The organism is Arthrobacter sp. 2MCAF14 (genome assembly GCF_052115645.1).
In the GTDB taxonomy this organism is placed as follows: domain Bacteria; phylum Actinomycetota; class Actinomycetes; order Actinomycetales; family Micrococcaceae; genus Arthrobacter.
This window is the reverse complement of sequence record NZ_JBFRHB010000018.1, coordinates 61,812-83,479: the sequence shown is the minus strand read 5'-3', so window position 1 is coordinate 83,479 and position 21,668 is coordinate 61,812. Positions and strand designations below refer to the sequence as shown.

Genomic DNA, 21,668 nt, shown 5'->3' with positions numbered 1-21,668 from the left:
TGACCGGATGACTCGTCCTCGGAGTCGCCGGTGGATGCGAGGGGTTAACCTCGGGTTCTCTCAAGCTTTTTTCAGACGTCATTGGCCCTCCCCTCACAGTCTATCCAGTGGCCTCGTCCTCACCCCTTCGTCGCCCCGCTCTCGAGGCCTTGGATCATCGCCTTGTTGAGGACAAGGAACACGAGCAGCAAAGGGGTGATGGTGATGCAGACAGCGGCGAACGTCGCGGTCCAGTCGACCTTGCCCATTGCGCCGATGTAGTTCTGCAGCCCCAGAGGGATGGTCTTGAGCCCTTCGGAAAGCACGAAGGTGTTCGCGAAGATGAAGTCGTTCCAGATGAAGATGCTGTTCACCAGGACCACTGTCACTACCGTGTTGGTGGAGAGCGGAAGGGTGATGAGTCCGAAGATCCGGTACGGGCCGGCGCCGTCCAGGGAGGCTGCCTCATAGGTCTCGCGGGGAATGTATTCAAAGAATGACGAGAAGAGGTAGATCGACATGGGAAGGGCGAACCCCGCCAAGGGGATGATCATCGATTGGTAGGTGTCCAGCAGGTTCACGGACGAGTAGTCGATGAACAGCGGCACCAGCGCGATCTGCACCGGCACGATGATGCCGATCAGGAAGAGGCCCCGGACGAATTTGCTGAACCGGAATCCGAGGACCTGCAACGCATACGCTGCCATCATGCCCAGCAGGACGATCAGGAGGTTGGCACCCATCGTGACGATGAAACTGTTCAGGATGTTCTGGCCGAGGTTGCCGGTCTGGAAAGCGCGGGCGTAGTTGTCGAAGCTGATGGAACTCGGCAGTGCGAAGGGATCACCCGTGGCGAAGTCGTGCTCGTTGCGCAGGCTCGTGAGGAACAGCCAGGCGAGGGGGTAGACCTGCACGACGACGATGAGGACGATCAGCACCCTCGACAAGCTTCGGAAGACGTTTGGCTTGCGCCGCCGACGTCGGGGAGCCGGGCTGCTTGGCGGGGCAGGGATCGGCCGGGTAACCGGGGCTGTTTGCGCGGTCATGCGTCAGCCTTTCGTTTGAGCATGAGCAAGATGAATCCGACGGCGACGAGGCACTCGACCACGATGAACACCGAGATGGTGCTGGCGTAGCCGAAGTCGGTGCTGGTGAAAGCGGTTTTGTACATGTAGGTCGTCAGGAGCTCCGAGGACTGGCCGGGACCGCCGTTGGTCATGAGGTAGGGGATATCGAATCCGCGCAGGCCGTAGGTCGTGGCCATGATGGTGGTGGTGATCCATACGGGCCGGATGTGGGGGAACCTGATCTTGGTGAACAGCTGCCAACGGTTGGCGCCGTCCAGGCGTGCCGCCTCTTCAAGTTCCTGCGGGACGGCAAGCAGCGCGGCGTAGATGATGAGCATGTAGAGCCCCGTGAACCGCCAGCCTTCGGGTGCTGAAACGGCCGCGAGGACAGTATTGACGTCCGAAAGCCAGGGGCGCTCAAGGCTGTCCAGACCGATCCAGCCGAGGACTTGGTTGAGAAGCCCCACCGGATCGATCGAGTAGATCCGCACGAAGAGGAAGGCGATGGCCACCGTCGAGATCACCGCAGGCAGGAGATACAGGGTTTTGACGAGCTCGCGGCCTCTTCGCAGCGAGGTCAGGAGGCTGGCGACGAACAACGCGCCGCCCAATTGGAGGACGAGGCAGATGGCGAGGTAGCCGAGGGCGTTGAAGAAGGAACGCCAGAACACGCCGTCGCCGGTGAGCATGTGCACGTAGTTTGCGAAGCCCACGAACTCCATGTCACTGATGCCGTTCCAGGAGAAGAAGCTGAGGAACAGCGATTGCAGTATCGGGAACAGCACCGCGACGCCGTAGAGAAGCAGCGGCGGAAGCAGGAAGACCAGGACCGAGAGTCGTGATCGGTTGGGAAGCATGGGAGTGCCTTTCGGGTGGGGGGCCTGGGCCCCCCACCGCTGCGTGTTATTTGAAGAACTTGGGAGCGTTCTGTGCGATGGTGCTATCCATCGTGCTGGTGAACTCGGCAGGCTTGACATTGCCCTGGGCCAAGAGCACGAGCTCTTGTTGCAGCCTGCTGTTGGTGGTCGGATCAAGCTGCGTGTCCCACGGCATCGCGAGCTTCGATCCGAGATCCTTCGCCTGGTCGACTGCCTTTTTGTACAGTGGCGTGGCGTTGGCTGGAATCGTCGTCTGGACGTTTGTCGTCGGCGAGAGGGCACCCGTGGCCGCGTACTCCGAGGGGTACTTGGCGAGGGCGAATTTCAGGAAGTCGCTCACGAGCGGGTCGAAGGTCTTCGAGTTGACCGCCATCCCTATACCTGAAGTTGCCACGTACTCGTTGGCGGCCGTGGCGGAACTTGGCGCGGCCGGAAGCGTGAAGTAGTCGACGTCGTTGCGCACCGCCGGATTCAGCTTGTCGGTAGCGAGGCTGGGCAGTTCCCAAGTGCCGATGTTGTACATGGCGGCCTTGCCGGAGGTGAAGAGGTTCTGGGCGTCAGAGTAGCCCTGCGAGGAGAAGCCGTCCTGGAAGCAACCGGCCCCTCCGAGCTGGCTTATCCAGTTGACTGTCTTTTGGCCGGTGGCGTCGCTGAACTTCGCGTCACCCTTCTTGAGCTTCTGCACGAAGTCGGGTCCGGCGTCGCGGAAGGGCTGGTAGGAGACGTAGCGCTCAAGCGGCCACTGGTCCTGGCCGTCAAGAGCGAGCGGGGTGATGCCGGCCTTGCGCAGGGCGGTGCACATCGCGGGGATATCGTCGAGTGACTTCGGCACTGACACTCCAGCCTGCTGGAAAAGGGCCTTGTTGTACCAAAAGTACTCGAGCTCGAACTGGAACGGGATCATGTAGAGGGATCCGTCGTCGAAGCGTTGGTAATTCAGGGCGTTCGTCCGGTAAGTGTCGTAGACACCGAGGTCTTTGAGCAGCTTCTCGGCGTCGACCATCTTGCCTTGCTTGGCGAGTTGCTGGGCGAAGGGGGTAGCGTCCGTGTCGAACAGCTCCGGAAGCTTGTTTGCCGCGGCGAGGGTTTCGTACTTCTGGATGTACGAGGGCCGGTCAGGGGTCGTGATCAGGTTGAGGGAAAAGCCGGGATGGGTCTGGGCATACTCGTCGGCCACCTTTTTCATGACGTTGATGACTGCACCGTCAGCCGGCCGGGACAGAAGCCACGAGATTTGCCGCGGTTTGATGTCTCCGGTGGGGTTGACGTTGGAGGCGCTGCCGGCCCCTCCACCGCCGCAGGCGGAGAGTGCGAGGGCTGCGGCCGCTGCTACGGCGGCCGTTCGTATGAGCTTCTTCATGGGGGAAATCTCCTTTGATTTGAACGGAGGTCTGACGCTGGGTATTTAGTTGTCTGTGCGCTTACGTATCTCAAGGTCAGTGAGAGCGATGGTGCCTTCACCGGCGAAAACGCCGATCCGGCCGTCCGGCAGCCCGTAGATCCGGGTGCTCAAGGCGACCTGCCGGTCGACGACGGCGACGCAGAGGTCCCCGTCCACGACAACTTCGAGGGTGTGCTCTCCGGGAACGAGCTCGCAGGGGCGTTCCAGCTCGATCTCGAAGGGAACATCCCCCGAGACGTGCCATTGCGCATCGCCGCTGATCTGGCGGGGCCATCGGTCGAACACCATGCGCCCGCGCTTCGGTTCCAGGCGGATGATGTAGGACTCGTCCCCGTCCGGGCTTGAGCGGAGCAGCAGGCCGCATTCGGTGGTATCGGGTTCTATCTGCAGCACCGCCCGGGCGTAGAACTGCCGCGGGAGGACCTCATCGGACACCAAGGCCGAGTATCCGTCGGGAGCATGCAGCACCTCCGGAAGGGCGCTGCCGAAGGTTACCGGGATCTCGTCCCAGAAGCTCTCGACAAGCTCGTCGGCAAAGGAAAACGCGAGGGTGCCGTCGTCGTTCTGGCGGGCCTCGAGGACGGACATCGTGCCCGCCCACTGCCAGGCGCCGTCGTCGCGGTTGTCCTCCTTGCTGGCGATCCAGCCGAAGAAGAACCGGCGGCCATCCCGCTCGGCCGTCTTCGAGGCATAGAAGGCGCGGCCGTCAACGGTGTCCCGCGCTGGCACGATCCATGGCCCATCGGGACTTTTCGCCATGCGGTAGCGCGTGGTGAAGGACTCGGAGAATTCCGAATAGACCAGGTACCACCAGTCGCCCCAGGCGAAAACGTCCGGGCATTCGTGCGTGATGTACCGGCGGGGATCCCAGAACGGCTCGGCATGCTCCCAATCCATCAGGTTCTGGGAGAGGCATTGGGCGATCACTCCGCGGCGGCGGTCCGGACCGTCCGCGTGCCGTGCGGCCAACAGCATCCGCCACTTACCGCTTACCTCGTCCTTGAAGACGAACGGATCGCGCCAGTCGCCGGATTCGTAGCCTGCCGGGGCGCCGAAGGTCAGTTCCGGATGCTTGATCCACGTCAGCATTCCGTCCGTGCTCGTGGCATGCATGACGAGTTGCAGCGGGGCCCCGTCGGAGCCGAGGTGCCGAGGATTCTGTCCCGTGTAGAACAGGTGGTGTATCCCGGACTCGTCACACACAACACTGCCCGTGTAGGCGTTGAAGTCCGCCTCGCCCTCCCCGCCATGACGCAGCGACACTCCATGGTCCTCGAACCGCGTGAGGTCCTTGGTGGTCACAAGATTCCAGGACGTTCCCGGCTTCGGGTCGCTCCGCACCTCGTGCAGATAGAAAAGCCAAAACTCGCCGTCCTTCTGGAACGGGATCACGTCTCCGACCCATCCATCGGTGGGTCGGAAGAAGACTGAGTAAGTCATCGGCGTTGATGTCCATTTCTGCTAAAGCGTTTGATCACTGCAAGCGTAACCGAGGTCACACTTTTGATCAAGCGTTTAAGCAGATTATTTTGGCGGACTGGTCCGAAGGCTGCGGGATCGGCCCGGCGGTGCGGGAGTTAGCGCACGACGGCTGGGTACGCGGCTAGGCAGTTGCGCAGACCGCGCGGTTCCGCCCAAGGGACTTGGCCTGGTACAGGGCTTTGTCGGCGGCCACGATCATGTGGGCAACGTCGGCGTTGGCGAGGGTGCTGGGGGCGATGCCATAGCTCACAGTGGGGAAGGTGACACCGTCCGGCGGTTCTGCCGAGGCCAAACGGCGGCTGATTTCGTTGGCAATGATTTCTGCACTCTCGAGATCGGCCCCCGGAAGCAGGATGGTGAATTCCTCTCCGCCATACCTCCCGACAAGGTCTGTGTGGCGGACCGAGGCCTGACACGCCGCGGCGAAGGCCTGGATGGCGGTGTCGCCCGCGGCGTGGCCATGGCTGTCGTTGAGTGATTTGAAATGGTCGAGGTCGGCGAGGATCAACGTGGAGATCGATCCCGCGGAGTGCAGCCTGCCGATCTCCTGGGTGGCCAGCTCTATGAACGCGGTACGGTTCAGGAGCCCCGTCAGGCCGTCCCGGGTGGCGCGTTCGTTGAGCCCGTTGATGAGCTGCTCGTTACTCAGCGCAGTCATACTGAAGGACACGGTGACAAGAAGGACGATGGTGACCACACTGGTGGTTCCCGAGCTGAGAAAGGTGCCGAAATCCGGACCGTCGGGTCCTTCAACGACATATGCGATCCCGCGGCAGAAGAAGAACGACGCCAGCACTCCTGCGGCGAGCGCCAAGGAGCGATGGGCCTGTGAAACGCTGGGCTTCAACCGCCAGAGTTCAACCGTTGCCAAACCCATGCCCAAGGACATCATGGCCAAATACACCAGGCCGCCGGACCATGCGTTGGTGGCTGGGTTCTCCAGCGTGGCGGCCACAGCCGTGGCGACGGGTCCGGCGAGGAGCTGCCATCGCGGCGTCGGAAGCAAGCGCAGGGAGCGCGAGCCGGCCCACACGCTGAACGCCCCGGCCACGAGTAAAGCGTTGCCGAGTGGCCCCGCCCAGACTTGCTGGGAAGTCCCGGCGAGCAGGTACGCCATGTTCCCCGAGAGCAGGAAAACGAGGGCGAGGCACCACCACCCGCTGTACGAGGAGCGGGTCCGGCGGAACGATCCGAAAAACAGCAGGCAGAGCGTAAAAGCGACAATGCCCAGAGCTATCTTCAGGCTGACCGGATCGAGACCCATATGCGCTCCCCTCGTGGGCACCAGCCTACGACATCGAGGGGTAAGTTAACGGGCGGACCAGCCCCCGTCCATCGTGTAGCTGGCCCCGGTGACCATGCCGGCGTCGTCGGACGCTATCCACGCGGCCAGCGACGCTACTTCCTCCGGCTCCACGAGGCGCTTCACCGCGGACTCCGTCAGCATGACCTTCGCCAGGACTTCCGATTCAGGGATGCCGTGCAGCAGTGCCTGGTCCGCGATCTGCTTCTCGACGAGGGGCGTACGCACGTATCCCGGATTGATGCAGTTGGAAGTGACCCCGTGCTGGCCACCCTCAAGGGCCGTCACTTTGCTGAGCCCCTCGAGCCCGTGCTTGGCCGAGACATACGCGCTCTTGAATGCCGACGCCCGCAGCCCATGGACCGAGGAGATGTTGATGATCCGGCCGAATCCGTTGGCGTACATGTGCGGGAGTGCTGCCCGGATGAGGAGGAAAGGGGCTTCGAGCATAAGGGTCAGGATGCGGCGGAAGTCTGCCGGTTCGAATTCTTCGATGGGGGCAACCTTCTGGATGCCGGCATTGTTCACGAGGATGTCGCAATCCAGGCTGAGCCCCGCCAGGGCCTCAGTGTCGAGCAAGTCGACGGCCCAGGCCGTGCCGCCCAGCTTGTCGGCGAGCGCCGCGGCTCCGGCGGCATCGACGTCGGCCACTACCACCTTCGCGCCCCGCGCGGCGAGGGCCGTGGCACATGCTGCGCCGATGCCGCCCGCCCCGCCGGTGACCAGGGCCTTGCGGCCCTCGAGACTCATGCGCGGGCCGCCATGGGGAGGCCGTGGCGAACGGCGTCGGCGTTGTCAACGTCTTCCAGCGCCACTCCGCGGGTCTCCTTGAGCGTCAAGACGACGACGGCAGTGATGGCGCAGGCGATCACCAGATAGATCGCCGTGGGCATCCAGGAACCGGTGTCCTTGAGCCACTGCGTCGCCAAGAGCGGGGCCAGCGAACCGGCGAAGATCGAGGTGACCTGCGAGCCAAGGGAGACGCCCGAGTAGCGCATCCGGGTGGGGAAGAGCTCGGTCATGATGGCCGGCTGCCCTGCGTACATGAAGGCATGCAGGCAGAGGCCGATGGTCACGGCGGCAACGATTACCACGGGGTTCTTGGTGTCGAACATGGGGAAGGCGAAGAACGGCCAGGTCGCACCGCTGATTGCACCGATGAGGTAAACCGGCTTGCGCCCCCAGACGTCTGCGAGCCGGCCGAGCTGCGGGATGACCACGAAGTGGACAACGTGCGCGATCAGGAGGGCGAGCAGCAAGGAGGAGGTGTCGTACTTGTCCACGCTCTTGAGGTACACGATGGAGAAGCTGACCACGAGATAGTACATGATGTTCTCCGCGAGCCTCAGTCCCATGGCCTGGAGGATGCCCTTGTGGTACTTGCGGATGACTTCGCCGACGCCGTAGCTGATGGCTTGTTCCTTCTCCACCTGGGCCTTCGCCTCAAGGAAGATCGGGGCCTCGGTCACGTGGGTGCGGATGTAGTAGCCCACGAAGACGATGACGGCGGAGAGCCAGAACGCCACACGCCATCCCCAGCTGAGGAATGCTGCGCTGCTGAGGGTGGTGGACATGATGAAGAGGACCAGCGTGGCGAGGAGGTTGCCGACGGGAACCGCGGCCTGCGGCCAGCTTGACCAGAATCCGCGGGACTCCTTGGGGCTGTGTTCTGCCACCAGCAGCACCGCGCCACCCCATTCGCCACCCAGTGCGAAGCCTTGGATGAAGCGGAGCGCCACGAGCATGGCCGGCGCCCAGTAACCGAGGTCGGCGAAGCCGGGGAGGCAACCCATGAGGAAAGTGGACACGCCGACAATCACAATGGTGAGCTGCAGGGTGGGTTTGCGGCCGAGCCTGTCTCCGATCTGGCCGAAGACGATGCCGCCCAAGGGCCGGGCCACGAAGCCCACCGCGTACGTCAGGAACGCCTGGATGATGCCGTCAAGGTCGTTGCCGGTGGGCGGGAAGAAGTACTTGCCGAAAACCAGCGTTGCGGCGGTGGCGTAGAGGAAGAATTCGTACCATTCCACCACCGTGCCCACCATCGAGGCGGCGACGATCTTCTTGAGGCCTGCGCCTTTACCGGTCGCTGCGGCGCCGGCTGCGGAGCGTTGTCCTACGCTCATGTCCATCTCCTTAGTGTCCACACTGACACGCGTTGTGATCCACAACACGAAATGCTCCAATGAGTATTGCCGCACATTACTGCGGCTTCAATAACCAAAATGGCACTAAGTGTGTGCAGAATTGCAGATATGAATCCGAATCCAGACGATCTCCTGGTCCTTCTCGCGGTATCGCGCTCAGGTAAGTTCACGACGGCGGCCCAAGCCTTGGGACTGAACCACACCACCGTTTCCCGCAGGATCGCCGCGCTCGAGAAAGCGCTCGGCGGCCGGGTCCTCGCACGGGCGGCAGGCGGCTGGGAAGTCACGGAACTCGGAGCCGAAGCGGTGGGCGTGGCAGAGCGGATCGAAGCGGCGGTGGGCACACTGGGACCGGAGGACCGCGCGCCGGACCCGATTGCCGGCGTCGTACGCATGACCGCAACTGACGGTTTCAGCGCGTACATCGCGGCACCGGCCGTGGCGCGCTTGCGGCGATCGCATCCCGGCCTCACCGTGGAGATCATCACCGTGACACGCCGGGCGCTCCAACAGCGTTCCGGCCTGGACCTCGAAGTGGTGGTGGGCGAACCCCAGGTGCACCGGGCCGAGGCTGTGCTGCTGGGCGAGTACATGCTGGGAATGTATGCCTCGCGCGAGTATTTGGCTTTTCACGGCGTACCCGGCACCGTGGACGAGCTGACGCGGCATCAGCTGGTCTATTTCGTGGACTCCATGCTGCAAGTGGACGACCTCGATGCCCCTCGCCGGCTGGTCCCATCCATGCGCGACGGCTTGAGCTCCACCAACGTCTTCGTCCATGTTGAGGCGACGCGCGCCGGGGCCGGTATCGGCTTCCTGCCGTGCTTCATGGCGGACCGGCACCCGGACCTCGTACGGCTGCTCCCCTCGGATTTCGCGGAGCTACTCCCCTACTGGATGGTCCTGCGGCCCGACTCGATGCGCCGCCCCGCTGTTGCCGCCGTCGTGCATGCCCTTCAAGAGGAGACGGCCGCCCACCGCGAGCTGCTCCTGGCGCGCCGCTGAGCTGCAACGTGCGGCGCCGACCCTCGCTCACATATAGGCCCAAACCGGCGGACGCTCGCTCACATCTGGTTGACATCCCCAGAGGTGAACGAGCGTCCGGTGGGGACTGGCGCTCGGGCTAATGCACGACGTCGAACCTCACCAGGGTGCCACCCTCCCGTTCGGCGAATATCCCCAGAGCGGTGCTGTCCTCGCCGGGGAAGACCAGCTCCGTGATGGTTGCCAGCCCGTCCTGTGCGAAGACTTCCACCGAACAGCGGTCTACTTGAATGTGCAGCCGCAGGCGCCCATCCTCCAAGGGAACAGGCACCGACTCAATCGATGCGAAGGTCTCTTGGAAGGCGGTGTTTCCCGAGCGGCGGCGGTCCAGGCGAAGGACTCCGGCCGTCGCATCGTAGGTAAGCACCGTGCGTTCTTCACCACCCACCCGCAGCAGTAAGCCCACTTCTCCGCCGTCACCCGGTTCGAACTCCACGTCGAGTCCATAGACCTCGCCCGTGGCATCGGGCGACAGCCATGTGGTTCCGGCCGATATCGCTTGGCGCTCCAGGCTGAAAAGCCGCTCGCCGGGGGGCATCACAGGATTCTGCAGCAGCAGCGTTTTGCCGCTGTGGGTGGCGAGCCTGACCTCGCGAACGAGCGACATGGCACTGCGCCATCCCGTAGTAGGCGTCTCGGCGCCGTATTGCCAGTTGTTCATCCAGCCGATCATGAGCCTCCGGCCGCCCGGGGCATTATTGAAGGAGACCGCCGCGTAGTAGTCACGCCCCCAGTCCAGCCAGCCATACTCAGCCATGCGGCTGTCATCGGCCTGCATACCCTCGGTGACCGTGCTTTCAGAACGGAACGTCACGCCGTCGAACTCGCCGACGAAGTACTGCCCGCCGGAGCCGCCGGCAATCCCGCCCGGGCTCAGGTTAACGATCAAGACCCACTTGCTGTTCTCCGCGTTGCCGTCGACCGCGAGTTCAAAGAGGTCGGGGCATTCCCAGACTCCTGCGGTGGCATTCGCCGGGCCAAAGGAGCTCAAGTAGTCCCAGCTTTTCAGGTCCGAAGACTTGTAAATGACAACCTCGCGGTCCTGCGCTTCGACGGCCACCATCACCCAATAGCTTCCCGCTGCGCCGTCATACCAGAAGACCTTCGGATCGCGGAACTCCGCGGAAGCCCGGTCCAACACCGGGTTACCGGCATACTTTGTCCACGTCATACCGTCGTCCGTGCTGTACGCGAGGGACTGCGCCTGCCGGCCCCCCAGAGGTGATCGTGCTGTGTAGGCACTGGTGTAGATTGCCACGAGCGGCGGGGAGTCCGGGGTGCCGAAGCCGGAGGTGTTGTGGACATCCAGCACTGCGGAGCCGGAGTAGATCGCTTCCTGCTCGTCGCACGGGATGGCCACCGCCTGTTCAACCCAGTTCACCAGGTCGGTAGAGGTGGCGTGCCCCCAAGACATGTTTCCCCAGACATCCCCGAAAGGGTTGTGCTGGAAGAACAGGTGATAGCGGCCGTTGGCGTAGAGCAAGCCGTTGGGATCGTTCAGCCAGTTCCGTTCCGCCGCGAAATGATGCCGCGGCCGGAACCGGCACTCAAGGTCCGTGGTTACGTTCATGCGAGTGTTGTCTGCTTTCAAAGATTGGAGCTGCGGAAGGATGTCAGCCCTTAACGCCACTGGACGCAATGCTGTTGATGAACGAGCGCTGGAAGGCAATGAACAGAACCACCACGGGAACCGTGATGAGCGAGGCATAGGCCATCACTTCGCCCCAGGAAACGTTGAGCTGGAAGAAGTACTGGATGCCGACCAGCACCGGACGCAGTTCCTCGGACTGGACCACCATGAGCGGCCAGAGATACGAGTTCCAAGCTGGCAGGAACGTCAGGATTGCCACGGTTGCGGTCGCCGGCCCGGCAAGGGGCATGACAACTTGGCGATAGATCTTGAACCATCCCGCGCCGTCGATCCTGGCGGCCTCGTCCAATTCCTTGGGAATGGATTCGAAGTACTGGTGGTACAGGTAGATCGAGAAGGCGTTGGCAATGAAGGGAATTATCTGAACCTGATAGGTGTCGAGCCAACCTTTGCTGAACTCAATGCTGAAGCCGTTGACTTCAAGCCACGGCAGCTGGTTGACCCACCACACGAGCGGCAGCGCAAGCGTCTGGAAAGGAACAATCAGCGTGGCAAGGACGGCCGTGAAAACGATCTTCTTGCCCCGGATCTGGATGCGGGACAAAGCGAAAGCACACAGGCTATTGATGAAGATGCCCAGGACAACAGTCACGGCTGAAATGCCGATCGAGTTGACAAGGAAGCGGGTGACGGGAACGCGGTCAAACACGGCGGCGTAATTGTCCAGGGAGATATTGCCGATGGGCAGGAACGCCGCCACGGAGGACATGTCCCCAAAGATCTGCTGGTCGGGCTTGAGCGAGGACACAATCATGAAAATGATCGGGAAGGCCGCGACGACGGCGAACAGGATCCGCACGAGCATGGCGCCCAGGTTGTTAAGGACTTTGAGTTGAGGAGCGCTTTTCACGTCAGTCCTTCTCTCGGGTAAGGTAGCGCTGCACGGCGGAGATAAGCAGCACGATGACAAAGAACACCAGCGAGATGGCCGAGGCGTAGGAAGTCTCCTGCTGTTTGAAGCCGGAGCGGACAGCCTCAAAGATGATGGTGGTTGTTGAGTCCAGCGGGCCACCTTGGGTCATGACATTGACTTGGTCAAAAAGGCCGAGTGCCTGGATGGTGATGGTCACCAGGATCAGGCTCCGCGTATGCTTGAGGCCCGGCCATGTGACGTAGAGGAACTGCTGCCAACGGCTGGTGCCGTCCAGCTGCGCCGCCTCGTACAACTCGCCGGAGATGCTTTGCAGGCCGGCAAGCCAAATGATCATGTGGAAGCCGGCGGCCTGCCAGATCGAGAGCGCGATGATGGCCGGCATGGCGGTTGCGGGATCGTTGAGCCAGTCCGGGCCATGGATCAAGCCAAAGCTCAAGTTGGACAAGAGCTCGTTGATCAGGCCTTCCTTGCGGTACATGAAGAGCCACAGCAAGGACACCACCACCATGGAGGTCACCACCGGCAGGAAGTAGATGGTCCGGAAGAAGTTCACCCCACGGAACTTCTTATTGATCAGCAACGCCATTGCCAGGGCCAACGCGGACTGAACGGGGACCACGACGACCGCGAAGTAGGTGACATTGAGCAGTGAACGCCAGAAGGTGGGATCGGTGAAGAGACGGACAAAGTTGTCCGCTCCCACGAATTCGATCGGCCTCGGAGAAATCAACCGGGCGTTGGTGAAGGCGAGGCCGAATCCCATGATCGCAGGGAGGAAAACGAATGCCAGCAGCAGGATCGCGGCAGGGGCGATCATTCCCCAGCCGCTGATCTGCTCGCGGATACGGCTGGCGTGGAGCCGGCGACGGCGGACCGGCGGTGGCGCTTCTGCCTTGGTGGCGGGAGGGCGTGAACGTGTCGGGAGGGATTTGGTTGTCATTGGATTCTCCAGTAACCGGCAGGGGCGAGGCCCGACGACGGCAGTTGCCGGCCGCCGTCGTCGGAGCCCATCACCGCTGGCTAGTTTTTGTAGTCGCCGTTGGACTTGATGTTGGCGTCAATCGCCTTGACCGCCTTGTCCAGGACAGTCTTGGGATCGGCGCCGGCCAGGATGTCCTGAACGGCCTTGCCATATTCGGTGGCGATGAACGGATAAGCCGGAGTCTCCGGGCGCATCACGGCGTACTTACGGGAGAAGTCCATGAAGACGTGGTCAGCGCCGCCTGGGGCGTAGGCGGGCACAAGGGCCGCCGCCGCGTCGGTGGCCGGAATCGTTCCCGCGGCCTTGGCTACTGCTGCCACGTTCTCCGGCTTGAGGGAGTAGGAGACGTAGTCCATGGCAGCATCAGTGTTCTGGCACTGGCTGGTCACGCCCCACTGCCAGGATCCGCCGCCAATTTTGGGCCCCGCGCCCAAGTCAACCGACGGCATGACCACGAGATCGTCACCGAGCGCGGCCTTGGCCTTGTCCGCGGACCAGGAACCGGTATAGACGATCGCGCTCTTCTTGTTCAGGAAGTCCTGGGTGCTGTCCTTGCCGCTCTTCTTGGCCATGAACCCCTGATCAGCCAATCCACGGAACCAGTTGGCCCAGTCCACGGCCTTATCGCTGTTCAAGGTGCCGTCCGCTGTCTTGAAGCCTTCACGGTTGACCAGGTCGCCCCCGGCGGACTGCAGGAACGGCGAGTAGGCGTAGGGCAGCCATTCACCGGTTCCCGCAGTCCCCATGTCCAGCGGATAGTCCCACTTGCCCAAGGCCTTCAGCTTGGTTAGCGCATCCTGAAACTCGGTCTTCGTCCATGGCTTGTCGATGGTGGCCACGCGCACGCCGGCTGCCTTGAGGTCGGAGGCGCGTGCCAGCATGGCGAGGGCCACATCGTAGTAGCCCACGGCATACGTCTGGCCATCCCACTTTGCAACCGTGCTGGGCAGGTTGCCCGACAAGTCAGCGGAGATTTTCAGTGGCTGCAGGTACTTCGCCCAGGCCCAGTTGGGGACGTTGGGTCCGTCAATGTCCACGATGCAAGGCAGCTTGCCTGCCGCAGCGGCAGATACCACTGAGTCGTTGTAGGAGTCCTGCGGAAACGCCTGGAGCTTGATTTTCGCCTTGGCTGAGCTGCTGGCGTTGTAGGAGTCAACGATGCCCTGAATGGCCTTGAGCTCGTCGGGGTTGCCGGCGTTGTGGGTCCACAAGGTGATTTCGTTGGAGCCACCTGTGGTGGCCGATGCACTGCCTTTGCCGCACGCGCCGAGGCCGGCGACGAGCGCGGCCGCGGTTATGCTGGTGACCAGGACCTTTGTGAAGCGCTTATTCATCATTGCTGAATCTTTCTGCTAATTTTTTCGCGTGATTGATGAGCCCGGGTCCGCTGGGGACGTGGCCGTTGCAGCGGCTGCGTCCCTTTTTTACGGGTCCGGTTGGGGATGGCGTTTCTGTCTTATATCGCCGGCATGCGTCGGCGGCTCACTCCGGCGGTGGGCCGACTGAGCCCCGTTCGATGAGCGGGCACGCTAGCATCTCCTGAACAGGAGGAGTGTCGGGATTCTCGAGGATGTCTAGAAGCTGCGTGGCAGCCCAGTGCCCCATCTCATAGTGCGGGAGGGCGACGGTGGTCAGGCCGGGCCACAACGCATCCGCAATAAGCTCCAAGTTGTCCACGCCGACCACCGAAAGATCCTCCGGAATGCGAAGGCCGAGTGCTCCCGCTGCTTGGTAGACCCCCATGGCGATCCTGTCATTGAAGCAGAACAACGCCGTCGGGCGGTCGTCATGGGACAGGAGGTCCAAGGCTGCCTCTCGGCCCCCGTTCGTGTCTGCGACAGAGACGACGACGACGTGGCGCGGATCCGCTTCGAGGCCATGCGTGGACAACTCCTTGTGGAAGCCTTCGAGGCGTCCACGGGTTGCCGGGATGTCATCTGGATTATTGAGCATGCCGATTCGCGTGTGGCCGGCCTTGATGAGGACGGCAACTGCTGTTTCAGCGGCCGCAACTTCGCTCGGCACAATTGAAGAGACCGAAGCATCGTCAGTCACCGCGTCCAGAACGACCGTTGGGAGAGCATTCAATTCCGCGGGGAGCCTGGTGACTTGGTGGTACATCTTGGCATAGACCAAGCCGTCCACTTGATGCTGTTGAAGCATACGGATTTCATCGCGTTCGAGCTGCTCGTCGAGGCCCGAGTCCACCACCATCACCACATAGCCCCGTTCGTAGCTTGCGTCTTGGGCTCCAAGAATCATGGCGCTGGCAAATGGTGTAGTGGCGATCTCATCGCTGACCAGGCCGATGATCTTCGAACGTTGCTTCCGCAGACCGCTGGCGAGCCGGTTGGGGGCATAGCCAAGATCTTTGGCCACTGCCCGGACGTGTTGCTGGGTCTTGGCGTTGACTCGGAACCTGGTTGCTTCGTTGAGCGCGTGCGAGACCGTAGTCACGGACACGCCAGCGGCTTTCGCCACCTCGCGGATACCAACCTTCGTCGTCATTGACTTTCCCTTTGCAAAACGTTTTGTATGTTGTGTTGATCACAGTAACCAAAACGTTTTGCAACTGTCAAGGAGTAGGTAGGAAACCTGCAAGCTGTTTCGACTGTTCCCCCGGGCGGCGCTCGCTCAGCTATCTCACTTTCCCTGGCGGCGTTCGTTCACAAACGGTGCGCGAGCATCCGGCGGAACGGCGACAAAGGTGCTCGAGGGTCAGGCGGCCGGCCGCGGGTCGTGCCGGATCTGGGCGCCGACGGCGAATGCCCGGACCTTGGCATCGTTCCAGATATGCGCGGGCACCGCCCCGCCGAGGAGTTTTCGGGCCAGTTGGGGATCATCGCCGAAGGGCTCGTGGCTGCCGGCCATGATCATGTTTCCGTATCGCCGGCCCTTGAGCATCGCGGGATCGGCAATGATCATGGTGTGCGCGAAGGTGTCTGCGATGGTGGCGGCGTCCTCGCGGGCGTTCTTGAGGTCGGGGGCATCTCCTGAATTCACCACATAAAGGCCGCCCGGCGCCAGCACCCTCGACGCGTGATCGTTGAATTCACGGGTTGTCAGCGCCCTCGGGGTGAGGGCGCCGGCAAAGACGTCCCGGATGATGAGGTCGCGCGTGCCCGGGGTGAGGGCTTCCGTGACTTCCCTGGCTTCGCCCACCCGGATTCGAAGCAACGGGGCCTTCGGGAGATCGAACCAGCCGCGCACGTAGTCGGCCAGCTTGCCGTCGAGCTCCACCACCACTTGGCGCGCGTCCGGGTAGGCGGCGTGGAAGTACCGGGCCAGGGAACATGCTCCGCCGCCGAGATGCAACGCACGAAGCTTCGGCCTGGACTCGGGGGGCCATTTGGATTCCACCAGCGCCGCAATCCAGCGCATGTACTCGAAGTCCAGGAACAACGGCTCTGCAACATCGATATGCGAGCTCATGACGCCGTTGATCTTCAGGAGCCAACCGTTGGAGTTGTCCGGGTCTGCAACGAGTTCACAGTCGCCCGTGTCGATGTAGTAGACGCCCTCCACGGGACCGTTCGGCTTCGTGCCCGCGGGCACCTCGATGACCCCGGCAGCTTGCCCGGCTCCCCTGCCCTTGCCACGCTTCGCCACTACAGCCGCCCTCTTCCGGTCATGCTTCAACCCTAATTGACGCCGCTGCCTTGCGGTCAGCCCCCGACGGCGGCACGCACCATCCGGATCTCCGGCAGTTCGTGCCATTCCGGCGGCAGGAGCTGGCGCGTTCCGTCGGCCCGGAAGCCGTTCTTGCGATAGAAAGCCTGGGCCCGTGGATTGTCTTCAAGCACCCAAAGAAAGGCGGCAGAGTTGCCGATCACGGCGTCCACCAGCGCTTGCCCCACGCCCAAACCGTGCACGCGACGCAGCGTATAGATCACTTGCAGTTGCAGCTCGCAGGGCCGGTCCTCATCCGGAGCCTCGCGAGCGGAGGCGATGCCCACCAAGGCACCGTCGACGTCGTGGGCGAGCATCGGCTTGTACGAACCCGCCAAGGCTTCCCACTGCATCTCGATCCGCGTGTTGATGGTGGCCTCACGGAAGGCGAAGAACTCCTCGGGCAAAAGGTGACCGTAACTTTCCCGCCAGGCAGCCACTTGCATGCGGGTCAGGGGCTCGGCGTCGTCCACCGTTGCCGGGCGGAGGGTAAATTCCATTCGCTCAGCCTAGCGTCACACCACCCGGGCTATCGCGAAGCCGTCCCATCCCTTGGATCCGACTGTTTGGATGGCCGTTGCGTCGAGGCGCGGATCCTTGCCCATCATCTCCAACGCACGCACGATGCCGGGAGCGTTCACTTCGTCCATGGAAGGATCCAGGATGGCGCCCTCCCAGATGACGTTGTCCATCACGATCACCGTGCCTGGCCTCCCGAGCCGGATGGCCCAGTCCAGGTAGTTGGAGTCGTTCTCCTTGTCGGCGTCAATGAAGACGAAGTCGAACGGGCCGTCCCGCGTGGGATCTTCGGCCAGCGCGGCAAGCGTCTCCAACGCGGGGCCGATCCGGATGTCCACTTTGTGGCCGATCCCCGCCATGTCAACGTTCGCCCGGGCGATTTCAGCGTGTTTCGGGAGGTATTCGCACGTGACCAGGCGGCCGTCGTCGGGCAGGCCCTGGGCCATCCAGATCGCGCTGAACCCCGCCAAGGTGCCGATTTCCAGCACGCGCCGCGCACCGGACAGCTGCACCAGCATCTTGAGCAGCTTGCCTGCGTTGGGCGCCACCTCGATAGGCGGCATCGCGGCGTCGAGGGCGGACTGCACCGCATGTTTGAGTGCGGCGTTCGGGCGGACGACGACGGTGGACAAGTATTCCTCGACGGCCACCCAGCCGGGCTGGGCCTTGTGTTCAAACATGGCCCCAGTCTGGCACCGGGTCACGGCGGAGGGAAGCTACTCGCCTTGAGCAGAGGTGCCGGTTCCGCCCAGGGGTATCGTGTCTGTCGTTGCCTCTTTCGCAAGGGGGTCGAGCGTGCAGTCACTCTTCACCTCGACTGATGAGCGGGTCTTGCCGGGAATGAACTGCACGAACACGCCGCTGGGAGTCGTGGCATTTATTTGTCGAGCGGTAGTGTTTCCACCCATGTTGGTGAAGATGTTTCCAATTGCGTAGCCCTTGGCTTCCCAGCGGGCCTTGATGTCTTGGATGGCCTGGTCCGGGTCGTCCACCGGCCCACCTTCAAGATTTGTATAGTACTGATTTCCGTCTTCTCGGGACTTGATCCCGCAGGCAACGGCGTTGTAGCCCGTGACGTCCTTGCGGTTCCATTTGGGGAAGGTTGTTCCGGAGTGCTGGATGGTGTCGTCGATGGTGTCAAGGAAATCGGTGAAGACGTCCTTGGCGGGCCGGGTGCCGTCGAATGGTTTGGGGGCGCGGGTGCTGGTCATGGTTCCTCCGGGCTGGGTGGTGGCGAGCCCGCAGCCCGCCAGTGCCAAGGCCGATGCGATGGCGAGCACGGCAAACGGGTGGCATGCCGATCGGGTGGGGCGGGTCATGATGGTCAGCCTTTAGCTATGGATGGTGCCAGACCAGGGACGAGGAAAGCAGATCCGTTGCCGTTCATGATCCGGCTGAAGCAGGGGACGCAGTACCTGTTCCGCCCAGAGGGATGGTGTCCGTCGTTGTCGTTTTCGCTAGGGGGTCAAGCGTGCAGTCACTCTTCACATTCACGAACGAGGCAAAGGCCGATGCGGAAAACTGCACGACGACACCGCTGGGAGTCGTTGCATTGATCTCGACGCCCTTGCCAGATGTGGTCTCACTCTCATCGAACAGGTTCCCAATTTTGTAGCCTTTGGCTTCCCAGCGGGATTTCATCGCTCCGACCGCAGCCTTGGGATCGCTGATCGGGCCACCTTGTCCACCACGGCATAGCGGTTACCGTCTTCCTTCGAATTAATCCCGCAGGATTCTGTGCTGTAGCCCGCAGTCTTTTTCCGGTCCCACCCGGGGAAGGTGGTTCCGGAATGTTGGACGGCGTCGTCAATGGTGTTGAGAAAGTCGGTGAAGACTTCCTTGGCGGGCCGGGTGCCGTCGAAGGGTTTGGGGGCGCCGGTGCTGGTCATGGTTCCTCCGGGCTGGGTGGTGGCGGGCGCGCAGCCGGCCAGTACCAGGGCCGACGCGACGATGAACACGGCAAGCAGGTGGCATGCCGGGCGGGCAGGACGGGTCATGGTGGTCAGCCTTTAGCTATGGATAGCGCCGAATCCGTTGCCGCTCAGGATCCGGCTGAAGCGGGAGCAGTACCTGTTCCGCCCAGAGGTATTGTCTCTGTCGTTGTCTCTTTCGACAGTGGGTCGAGCGTGCAATCACTCTTCACGTTGATTGTCGAGCCATTGGTAGACGCTCCGAAAACAATTCTGAGACCGGCCGGTGTCGTTGCACTCAAGTCTATGGCTGCAGCGGCACCCGGCCATGGCACTGTCCCTTCGATCGTGTAGCCGAGGGCTTCCCAGCGGGATTTCATCGACTCGACCGCAGCCTTTGGATCGCCGACTGGGCCCCCTTCAAGATTTGTATAGTACTGATTTCCGTCTTCCCGGGCCTTGACACCGCAAGCGGGGGCGTTGTAGGCCGCGACATCCTGGCGGTTCCATTTGGGGAACGTTGTTCCTGAGTGCTGCACGGTGTCGTCGATGACGTTGAGGAAATCAGTGAAGACCTCCTTGGCGGGCCGCGTGCCATCGAAGGGTTTGGGCGTGTTGTTGCTGGTCATGGTTCCTCCGGGCTGGGTGGTGGCGGGCGCGCAGCCGGCCAGTGCCAGGGCCGATACGACGGCGGACACGGCAAGCATCCGGCATGTAGGTCGGGTGGGGCGGGTCATGGTGGTCAGCCTTTGGTCAGGGTTGCGGGGTCTTGGTTCGATTCGTCGGGGAACGTCCGCCATGGGTCAATGTTGAACCCGAAGGGACTGTTCCCGTCTGGAAGGGCCGGGGCCCATTCTTGTTTTAGGGGGACGAGTTTTTGGATCTGGTCCCCGTGCCCGGTGGAGGCCAGGGCGATATTGTGCGCAGACTCTGTTCCCGGGTCGAGGTAGCCATGTCCGGTGGTGGCCCCTGCGACCTGGAAAGTGTCGGACCAGCCTTTTGCGTCATGGCCGGTGACCATTTTGTATGCCTGCCCCGTCTTTGGGTCGTAACCGCCGTCGGAGGAGAAGTTGTGCCCGCCGAAGGCAGGATCGGACGGGCTGACTCTTAGCCAGTCGCCGTGCTGCACGAGCGGGCCGAAAACGCTGCTTCCAGCAATTCCGGCATAGGGTGCCACCCGGTCGTTCAAAGCCTGGGTCACATAGACGGCAGGTTTGTGATCCGGCCCGGCGTTCACGTGCAGGGCGGTCGTGTCGGGAACCGCACGGGGGTCGACGCCGGCGGATCCGAAGAACGTGACCGTATCGACGCTGAAGTTCGTCTTCGTCAACGCATAAGAGCCGGTCGTCGTCCCGTAGCAGTGCGCAACCAAGTTCACCTTGGGCAGCCCGGCGGCGCCACCGCCACGGGTGGTATGGAATCCGTCCAGGGCCGCAGCCAGCCGGTCACCACCTGTCACGGCTTTGTACGGCATAAGCACTTCGGGACTGGGCTGAGCTCCTGGCGTGTCATACCCAAGCCACGACACCACTGCTGTGCCGGGATTGGCTTGTTTCAAGTACCTGTAGGCGGCGTTTTGGCTGTCGTAGAGGTCCTGTGCGGCCATTGTCCAGGATTCCAGTCCGTCGTCGACAGTGGCGCCCATGCCAGGGACGTTCCAGGTGACGTTGCCCGCCGTGTGCATGTCTCCGATAGCCAGCGCTGCCAAGGGTCTGCCGTTGTTCAGATCGAAGGAAATAACGGACCGAGGAGTACCGTTTTTGCCCGGGACCTTCAAGGCGGTCTTGATGGTGTCGAGGGTTTTTCTGGTTGCCTCGGTGGTGTTGGGGTCGTTGTAGGTGGCGTCGATGGTGGTCTTGTTGGCTTTGGCCCGGTCGGCGTACGGGACGCCGTTGAGGTTGCCGATGATCCCGGGCACGGCCGCGGTCAGTGCCGCCTTGCTGGCGGGATCGAGCGCCGCCCACCAGTTCTTTGCCGCCAGGACGTCCTCATTGGTACCCGCGGGAATGGGGTTCCTGGCCGCGGCCGGGTTCCAAGCGCCGTACAGTGCCAATTGGGCAGGCGTCAACGCGGCCAGCAGGGCGAGATACTTGACACGGGCACCGGCAGTCCCGGCTTGGAGTTGGTCCCGGAGGCCTTTCAATCTGTTGAGCTGCGGGTCTTTCCCCGGGTCCAACAGGGCCGCCAGCGCACCGTCCCCGACGGGAACATCGGTATCGAGATGAGCCTGTTGTGCGGCCTCCGATGGTGTCGGAACGTGAAGGGCGTCCGCCAGCCGGTTGGCTTCGCTCTTGTATCGGTCCCTGAGGTCCGCGGCCTGACGCTGCAGTTCGGCCAGTGTCTGGTTGCTGCCCTGAAGGATGATGCTTCCGCGTTGCCGGTCCATGTCCCATAGCTCCTGCATTGGGCTGGGGCGGGTAGCCAAGTCAGAGAACGGTGACGGGGGTGCTTGGGCGTGCAACAATGCCAAGCCTTGAGCTTGCTCCAGCTGTGCCTGTTCGGCATGGACGCGCAACCGGTCCGCCTCGGCTTGGAAGCCTTCAAGGCTTGATGCCCAGGACCTGTAGATATTGGCGTTGGTCTCGCAGGCGCTCCGGTAAACCCCGACAAGCGCCGCGTCGCGAAGCAGGAGCGTCCGGACAGCCTCTACCGTGGATCCGGCACCGTCCACCGTCACACGGTGGAGAACGTCCTGGGCATCAGCGAGCCGTCCGGCGTTTTCACCCCAGGCTCTGGACGCTTCTTGCATGTCCTGAACGCT

At 62.6% G+C, this 21,668-nt stretch carries 20 protein-coding genes; 1 reads left to right on the top strand and 19 read right to left on the bottom strand.

The genetic code is table 11. From position 1 onward, the window contains the following. Nucleotides 1–119 precede the first annotated feature (119 nt). From AB4074_RS13760 to AB4074_RS13730, 7 genes are all read right to left on the bottom strand, one after another. On the bottom strand, nt 120–1,025 hold the full coding sequence (locus AB4074_RS13760; RefSeq protein ID WP_234754003.1) for a carbohydrate ABC transporter permease: 906 nt from the start codon (nt 1,023–1,025) through the stop codon (nt 120–122). Beyond that, nucleotides 1,022–1,903 carry a carbohydrate ABC transporter permease gene (locus tag AB4074_RS13755; protein WP_441413878.1) on the bottom strand — a complete coding sequence of 294 codons (882 nt, stop codon included), beginning with the start codon at nt 1,901–1,903 and terminating at the stop codon, nt 1,022–1,024. Before AB4074_RS13755 ends, AB4074_RS13760 begins: the two co-directional genes overlap by 4 nt. Nucleotides 1,904–1,949: 46 nt before the next feature. Next, nucleotides 1,950–3,284 (bottom strand): ABC transporter substrate-binding protein, encoded by a 1,335-nt coding sequence (locus tag AB4074_RS13750; RefSeq protein ID WP_441413877.1) that lies wholly within the window; start codon nt 3,282–3,284, stop codon nt 1,950–1,952. 45 nt (nt 3,285–3,329) lie between these two features. Further along, complete coding sequence (locus AB4074_RS13745; protein ID WP_441413876.1) at nt 3,330–4,766, bottom strand: GH32 C-terminal domain-containing protein; 1,437 nt, start codon at nt 4,764–4,766, stop codon at nt 3,330–3,332. Nucleotides 4,767–4,929: 163 nt separating this feature from the next. Next, nucleotides 4,930–6,072 carry a diguanylate cyclase gene (locus AB4074_RS13740; RefSeq protein WP_441413875.1) on the bottom strand — a complete coding sequence of 381 codons (1,143 nt, stop codon included), beginning with the start codon at nt 6,070–6,072 and terminating at the stop codon, nt 4,930–4,932. 45 nt (nt 6,073–6,117) lie between these two features. After that, entirely contained in the window at nt 6,118–6,861 is a 744-nt protein-coding gene (locus AB4074_RS13735) for a 3-hydroxybutyrate dehydrogenase (protein ID WP_441413874.1), read from the bottom strand. Then, entirely contained in the window at nt 6,858–8,237 is a 1,380-nt protein-coding gene (locus AB4074_RS13730) for an MFS transporter (protein WP_441413873.1), read from the bottom strand. Before AB4074_RS13730 ends, AB4074_RS13735 begins: the two co-directional genes overlap by 4 nt. A gap of 129 nt (nt 8,238–8,366) precedes the next feature. Here AB4074_RS13730 and AB4074_RS13725 point away from each other — a divergent pair, with 129 nt between their 5' ends. Continuing rightward, on the top strand, nt 8,367–9,263 hold the full coding sequence (locus tag AB4074_RS13725) for a LysR family transcriptional regulator (protein ID WP_441413872.1): 897 nt from the start codon (nt 8,367–8,369) through the stop codon (nt 9,261–9,263). A 118-nt stretch (nt 9,264–9,381) separates the two neighbouring features. Here AB4074_RS13725 and AB4074_RS13720 read toward each other — a convergent pair whose 3' ends face one another. The 12 genes from AB4074_RS13720 to AB4074_RS13665 form a co-directional block, all read right to left on the bottom strand. Continuing rightward, complete coding sequence (locus AB4074_RS13720; RefSeq protein WP_441413871.1) at nt 9,382–10,872, bottom strand: glycoside hydrolase family 32 protein; 1,491 nt, start codon at nt 10,870–10,872, stop codon at nt 9,382–9,384. 43 nt (nt 10,873–10,915) lie between these two features. Then, a complete protein-coding gene (locus AB4074_RS13715; RefSeq protein ID WP_441413886.1) occupies nt 10,916–11,758 on the bottom strand; it encodes a carbohydrate ABC transporter permease in 843 nt (280 codons plus the stop codon). Between the two features lie 46 nt (nt 11,759–11,804). Next, nucleotides 11,805–12,767 (bottom strand): carbohydrate ABC transporter permease, encoded by a 963-nt coding sequence (locus AB4074_RS13710; RefSeq protein WP_441413870.1) that lies wholly within the window; start codon nt 12,765–12,767, stop codon nt 11,805–11,807. 80 nt (nt 12,768–12,847) lie between these two features. After that, nucleotides 12,848–14,146 carry an extracellular solute-binding protein gene (locus tag AB4074_RS13705; RefSeq protein ID WP_441413869.1) on the bottom strand — a complete coding sequence of 433 codons (1,299 nt, stop codon included), beginning with the start codon at nt 14,144–14,146 and terminating at the stop codon, nt 12,848–12,850. A gap of 145 nt (nt 14,147–14,291) precedes the next feature. Next, nucleotides 14,292–15,317 (bottom strand): LacI family DNA-binding transcriptional regulator, encoded by a 1,026-nt coding sequence (locus AB4074_RS13700; protein ID WP_441413868.1) that lies wholly within the window; start codon nt 15,315–15,317, stop codon nt 14,292–14,294. Nucleotides 15,318–15,527: 210 nt separating this feature from the next. Continuing rightward, the gene (locus tag AB4074_RS13695) at nt 15,528–16,418 is read right to left on the bottom strand and encodes a spermidine synthase (protein WP_441413867.1); all 891 of its coding nucleotides are present in this window, start codon (nt 16,416–16,418) and stop codon (nt 15,528–15,530) included. Nucleotides 16,419–16,474: 56 nt separating this feature from the next. Further along, nucleotides 16,475–16,978, bottom strand: a complete 504-nt coding sequence (locus AB4074_RS13690; RefSeq protein WP_441413866.1) for a GNAT family N-acetyltransferase — start codon at nt 16,976–16,978, stop codon at nt 16,475–16,477. A gap of 15 nt (nt 16,979–16,993) precedes the next feature. Next, nucleotides 16,994–17,677 (bottom strand): O-methyltransferase, encoded by a 684-nt coding sequence (locus tag AB4074_RS13685; protein WP_441413865.1) that lies wholly within the window; start codon nt 17,675–17,677, stop codon nt 16,994–16,996. Between the two features lie 36 nt (nt 17,678–17,713). Next, the gene (locus tag AB4074_RS13680) at nt 17,714–18,316 is read right to left on the bottom strand and encodes a hypothetical protein (RefSeq protein WP_441413864.1); all 603 of its coding nucleotides are present in this window, start codon (nt 18,314–18,316) and stop codon (nt 17,714–17,716) included. A 318-nt stretch (nt 18,317–18,634) separates the two neighbouring features. Next, nucleotides 18,635–18,994, bottom strand: coding sequence for a hypothetical protein (locus tag AB4074_RS13675; RefSeq protein WP_441413863.1), 360 nt, complete (start codon nt 18,992–18,994; stop codon nt 18,635–18,637). A gap of 44 nt (nt 18,995–19,038) precedes the next feature. Further along, complete coding sequence (locus AB4074_RS13670; protein WP_441413862.1) at nt 19,039–19,644, bottom strand: hypothetical protein; 606 nt, start codon at nt 19,642–19,644, stop codon at nt 19,039–19,041. A gap of 5 nt (nt 19,645–19,649) precedes the next feature. Beyond that, nucleotides 19,650–21,656: an alpha/beta hydrolase gene (locus AB4074_RS13665; protein WP_441413861.1), complete on the bottom strand. Its 2,007-nt coding sequence runs from the start codon at nt 21,654–21,656 to the stop codon at nt 19,650–19,652. Nucleotides 21,657–21,668: the final 12 nt, after the last annotated feature.